The sequence below is a fragment of the Colwellia ponticola genome, assembly GCF_005885605.1.
GTDB classification, from domain to species: domain Bacteria; phylum Pseudomonadota; class Gammaproteobacteria; order Enterobacterales; family Alteromonadaceae; genus Colwellia; species Colwellia ponticola.
In genome coordinates this window covers 330,800-336,799 of the sequence record NZ_SZVP01000003.1, presented here as the reverse complement: position 1 = coordinate 336,799, position 6,000 = coordinate 330,800, and the positions used below count along the sequence as shown (strand labels likewise).

Below are 6,000 nucleotides of genomic sequence, written 5' to 3'. Positions count from 1 at the left end.
CCAGACATATCTTTCTCTATTGAAATGAATATCTCTGAAGTGTACCAAAACCGGTCAAGTTAATTGTCGCGAGCCGGCCAAGCTAATTGTCGCCTAATAGCATTGTTGCTATGTTGCGACAAACTATGCAACATAGCTTAACCTACTAAGTATATTTCAATAACTATTTGATTTAGAATTGAGTTACCTGATTGGCTTTAAACCAAATATCTTGTCCATCGCGTAATTCCAGCGCAAGAAAGTCAGCTCGTGATAATTCAATTTCTATATCGGTTTTATCCTCTAGAACAACATCTAACCGCGCAGTAGCTCCTACCAACAATGATCGTAACAACGTCGCTGCTTGTGTGTGTGGTTGCGCTTTGTTATAAACGCTAAATTGATGGGGACGACAATATTGCGTTAACGTTTGTTTATCATTTTCAGGAAATTGAAACGACATAGGTAGTTTATTAGTTGTCCCAATAAATTGATAAACAAATTCACTAGCTGGTTGCTCATAGATTTGCTGTGCAGTACCTATCTGCTCAATTTTTCCTTTATTCATTATCACTATTTGATCTGCTACCTCCAGGGCTTCCTCTTGATCATGTGTTACGAATAAGCTGGTGACATGCAGTTCATCGTGCAAACGGCGTAACCAGCGACGCAACTCCTTGCGTACTTTGGCATCTAGCGCCCCAAAAGGCTCATCTAATAATAAAACATTTGGTTCAATCGCTAAAGCTCGCGCTAATGCAACTCGCTGCCTTTGACCGCCAGATAATTGTGCAGGATAGCGATCAGCCAGCCACTCAAGTTGCACAAGCTCTAGCAGATGCATTACTTTAAGATTAATTTCGTCATCAGATGGACGATTGCCTCGCGGCTTTGCCTTGAGTCCAAACGCTACATTTTCAAACACTGACATATGTTTAAATAATGCATAGTGTTGAAAAACAAACCCCACTTGCCGAGAGCGAATATCCTGCCCAGTAGTATGCTTACCGTTAATCAACACTTCGCCGGTATCGGCTTGCTCTAATCCTGCAATAACACGTAGTAGGCTGGTTTTACCGCAGCCAGATGGCCTTAATAAAGCCACTAATGAACCACTTGGAAAGGTAACACTGACATCATTCAAGGCAGCAAAATTACCAAAATGTTTAAATAAATTACTTACTTCAATACTCATGACTTTACTCGTTGATTTTGTAGATTACGATAGAAAATTTCTTTAATAATAAGGGTAATAATGGCTAAAAAAGCCAGTAAAGATGCACAGGCAAATGCAGCCGTAAATTGATACTCGTTGTAAACCACTTCAACATGAAGTGGTAAAGTGTTTGTTACTCCACGAATGTGCCCAGATACCACAGAGACAGCACCAAAATCTCCCATAGCTCGGGCGTTACATAAAATAACACCGTACAACAAACCCCATTTGATATTTGGCAAAGTTACCCTTGTGAAAATAGTCCAGCCAGATGCTCCTAACACTCTGGCAGCCTCTTCTTCATCTGTGCCTTGACTTTGCATTAGCGGGATTAATTCCCTTGCGACAAAAGGAAAGGTAACAAACAGTGTTGCCAAGACAATCCCTGGTACGGCAAAAACAATTTGCCAGCCCATAGCAGTCATTTCATCACCAAACCACCCGCCAGTACCAAACAAGAGTATAAATACCAACCCCGCAATAACTGGACTGACAGAAAACGGTAAATCTATTAGCGTTAATAAGAAGCGCTTACCGAAAAAATCAAATTTAGCTATTGCCCATGAAGCCATCACGCCAAACACGAGGTTAAGCGGTACTGAAATTGCAGCGACCAGTAATGTCAGGCGAATAGCGGCAAGGGCGTCAGGCTCGGTAATAGACGCAAGGTATACATCCCAACCGGATCGAAGCGCTTCATATAGCACCATTAATAACGGTAAAATTAGGCAAGCACTTATAAATGTTAATGCTATGCTCAATAATGCCCTGCGAACCCATTTTTTTTCAGTTACTGCTGGCTGATAAACCGTCATCGTTGGCCGATCATCAAACCATTTTTTCGTTGCTATAATCATTAGGCCATCACTCCTTCAAATTGTTTTTCTCTGCGCTCAAGCCAGCCCTGTAATCCATTAATCACCAGCAACATTAGCAGTGAAAATAAAAGCATGGCGCAGGCAATAGCAGTCGCACCGGCATAATCATATTGCTCAAGCTTGGTGATAATCAGCAAAGGGGTAATCTCAGACACCATAGGGATATTTCCAGCAATGAAGATTACCGAACCGTATTCTCCAACGCCTCTTGCAAATGCGAGAGAAAAACCGGTTAACATAGAGGGAAATAAGTGCGGTAGTATTACCCTACGTATGGTGTACCAGCGACCAGCTCCCAGTGCTGCTGAGGCCTCTTCAAGCTCTTGCTCAAAGTCCTCCAAAATAGGCTGCACGGTACGAACCACGAAAGGAAAACCAATGAAAATAAGCGCCAGCGTAATACCAACAGGGGTATATGCTACTTTTATTCCCCACTCCAGTAACACTGAGCCTAGAGGACCGTTAGGTCCATAGATAGCGACTAGAGCAATACCCGCTACCGCCGTTGGCAGTGCAAAAGGTAGGTCAATTAAGGCATCCACTATCCGCTTGCCTTTAAATTGGTATCGGACCAACACCCATGCGACCAAAGAACCAAATATGAGGTTTACACTCGCTGCGAATAGCGCAGTCCCGAATGTTAACTTATAAGAGGCAACCACCCTGGCATCAGTAATCACGCTCCAGAACTCGCTCCAACTTAGGCTCATGGTTTTTACGACTAGCGCACTTATTGGTAACAGTACAATGAGTCCCAGATAGAAAAGGGTATAACCTAAGCTTAATGAAAAACCGGGTAACACCGAGTATGCTTTCATCTTTCTCAGGGTCATGATTAACGCCCCGGTTGATAAATTTTGTCAAACACACCACCATCATTAAAATGTTTCTTCTGAGCCTGTTGCCAGCCTCCAAACACATCATTAACGGTAAACAAAGTTACATCAGGGAAGCGTTGTAAATCTTTCTTATCAGCAAACTCAGGATGTACTGGTCGATAAAAGTGCTTTGCCGCAAGACGCTGTGCCACAGGACTGTAAAGATATTCCAGATACATGTTAGCTTCTTTAGCGACATTATGATTTTTAGCGTGTTTATGAACAACCGTTACAGGAGGCTGAGCGAGAATACTAAGTGATGGTACAATAATTTCAAATTCTGCTGCATCGCTAAGTTTAGTAGTCGCTAATAACGCCTCGTTTTCCCAAGATAAAAATACATCGCCAATACCATTGCGTACAAAGGTATTAGTTGACCCCCTAGCACCAGAATCCATTACAGGTACATTACGATAAAGCTGACTGACAAACTCAATGGCCTTATCTTCGCTACCATAACGTTGCTCTGCATAGGCCCATGCCGCTAGATAGTTCCATCGTGCGCCGCCAGACGTTTTTGGGTTAGGGGTGATAACCTGCACACCAGGCTTAACCAAGTCATCCCAGTCTTTTATATTTTTTGGGTTTCCTTTACGTACCAAAAACACAATGGTAGATGTATAAGGCGCGCTGCTATAGGGCAAGCGACTTTGCCAATTATTATCAAATAGTCCCGTGCGTTCAGATATTGCGTCTATATCATAAGCCAATGCAAGGGTAAGTACATCAGCTTGTAAACCATCAATTACTGCACGGGCTTGTTTCCCTGCGCCTCCATGAGACTGTCGTACTTTCACATCGATGCCAGTACGGGCTTTATAGAAAGTCGAAAATTCCACATTGTATTCTTTATAAAATTCGCGGGTCGGATCGTAAGATACGTTCAATAATGTTTTGGTTTTGGTTTCGGCTAAGGTCACTGGCAGCTAATGCCACAATACTAAGTAGTTTTTTCATTTTATTTCTCCGTTAGGATTAAAAGATTAAAAGTTTAATTGCAGACGTGCTGAAAGTAGTTTCTCATCAAGACGATCTTGGCCTACTGCATTGCCATCATCAAAATCACTTATTTCATAATTCACCAATACTTTTACTTTGTTATTGACATGCCAATTCAACCCTAAAGTGACAGAATTAATATTACTGATAGAGTGCGTCGAATCGGCGTGAGCAATAAAAACGTCTTCGTCAATATCTAGCTCTGCTAGACGTGCGACCACTTCCCATGCACCATTTTTTGATTTTGGTGTCACCGTCCCCCAGCTGTTTTTCTCTCCACTGAGCATCCAACTCCCGACGAGCTGCCAAGCATTATTGCTTATAACCGCCTGTTGATTCTGGCTGTTGGTTAGTGTTAACGATGACGAAACATACTCTCCAAACGCGCCGAACTGACCTTTGTAATATGTAAAGTGAGGTGCTATGCGGGCTTCTGTACCATCACGCAGTACATCGTTGTTATAGCGAAACACTGTGGCGCGGCTAGACGTTTTATAGGTAGGTAAAGCGCTATTTAATTCAGACCTACCTACGCTACCAGCGATGCCTATCCCTAAACCACCTAGAGACTCTGGCTGCGAGTAAATGCGAGCATAAGCAACTTTGGTATCGTCGTTATCAACGCCAGAGTCGATACGATCTCCGGCATTATTGGCTATGCCAATGGTGACTTGTTGCACTTTATTTTTATAATTCCAAGCAATACCTGCATCACGATTAGGGACTAAATTGTCAGTCAATCCCCGTTCAAGAAACAATAATCTTGAACCCGATTGCACACGCTCCAGACCGAGTGGTGATTTAAATTTACCAATACGCAGTGAAGCACTGTCACCGGTCTTCCAATCAACGTAGGCATCTAATAATTCGCCATTTTTATCATCACCAAATTCCGGCAAAACACGAAAACTAAAGTTATCGTTAATTTTGCCGCGTACATCGATGCGCGCTCGACGGATCAAAAAAGTATCTGTTCCAGTGCCGTCATCACCGAAATAACGAGCATCAGCCTGAATAAACGCACCAATTATTAAGTTATTAACCCAACTTGTTGACGCACGTTTTTCTAACACTGTAAATTTTTGATATAAGTTATTGATTTCTTGAGTTAGTACTTCATCTTGTGAAGTATTTGAGTCTGCGAGTACGGGACTTGAAATTCCTAACAAGAGTAAACTGGTGTTGAATACAGGTGTAATTCGCATTACGTTAAATTCCTAATCTATTAATAAGTTAGTTAGATATTTGCCATATTCGTGCCAAACACTATGGTATTGATTTAATTGCATATTCCAAAATTAATTAAAAAACTATTTTTATATAACAAATAAATTTACTAAATGTGATTAATTCGTTTTATTTAACGACCTGACACTTGATTGAATAAAGTGGACGCTGCATAAATGCTAAATTTCAAAATAGTGAGAGAATGTGCGAGGGTGAACTTATTTCTTATACTGACGAATGTTCAGTGTATTAACAGGTAAATTGCACTTTGATAAAAGGTTAAAAAACGATAGTTAATTAACCGATTACCAAGATAAACAAATAAAACCTGTCTATATTGAGGTTTGGATAACGAAAGGGAAATTGCGCTAATTTGTGTTATGGGGCAAGTAAAGTACCTCCCTTGGCATTAAAAAAATTAAGCCCCCTTGAAAAAGAAGCAAGTGTCTATTTAATTCCAGATATCGCGTAGCAAAAAATATTGTCGTATTGCGACAGCCCAAATTTGTTCAGGTGTGTGCCATCTGAGCATTTAGCGCATCAGCCCATTTAAATAATTCTGGTGACTCTCAGTCAATCCCTGTTACACGCAGACAATTTTCGATTCTGTTTTCAAGCCAATTTTGCTCATGTTGAGGTTCATTATCGCGATAATCTGGCACTATTAATGTAGTAGTTTTCATTACCTCCCCTAATTAAAAGTACAAATACTCAACATGGTTTAGTCAGGTAAATCAAAACTCGCGGCAAAGCATAAGTAATATAATTTTAAATATATCAATTTGATATAAAAAATATTTTTATATACCACTAAGTTATTTAA

General features: G+C 40.8%; 5 protein-coding genes. All 5 read right to left on the bottom strand.

What is annotated here, in order from left to right; translation table 11 throughout:
* Positions 1 to 172: 172 nt before the first annotated feature.
* A complete protein-coding gene (locus FCS21_RS06120; RefSeq protein WP_138621445.1) occupies positions 173 to 1,174 on the bottom strand; it encodes a sulfate/molybdate ABC transporter ATP-binding protein in 1,002 nt (333 codons plus the stop codon).
* Positions 1,171 to 2,052, bottom strand: coding sequence for a sulfate ABC transporter permease subunit CysW (gene cysW / locus FCS21_RS06115; RefSeq protein ID WP_171035643.1), 882 nt, complete (start codon positions 2,050 to 2,052; stop codon positions 1,171 to 1,173). Before cysW ends, FCS21_RS06120 begins: the two co-directional genes overlap by 4 nt.
* Complete coding sequence (gene cysT, locus FCS21_RS06110) at positions 2,052 to 2,906, bottom strand: sulfate ABC transporter permease subunit CysT (RefSeq protein ID WP_138621444.1); 855 nt, start codon at positions 2,904 to 2,906, stop codon at positions 2,052 to 2,054. The genes cysW and cysT overlap by 1 nt, the downstream gene beginning before the upstream one ends.
* Positions 2,907 to 2,908: 2 nt before the next feature.
* Positions 2,909 to 3,871 carry a sulfate ABC transporter substrate-binding protein gene (locus FCS21_RS06105; RefSeq protein WP_281279959.1) on the bottom strand — a complete coding sequence of 321 codons (963 nt, stop codon included), beginning with the start codon at positions 3,869 to 3,871 and terminating at the stop codon, positions 2,909 to 2,911.
* 63 nt (positions 3,872 to 3,934) lie between these two features.
* Positions 3,935 to 5,155: an OprO/OprP family phosphate-selective porin gene (locus FCS21_RS06100; protein WP_138621440.1), complete on the bottom strand. Its 1,221-nt coding sequence runs from the start codon at positions 5,153 to 5,155 to the stop codon at positions 3,935 to 3,937.
* Positions 5,156 to 6,000: the final 845 nt, after the last annotated feature.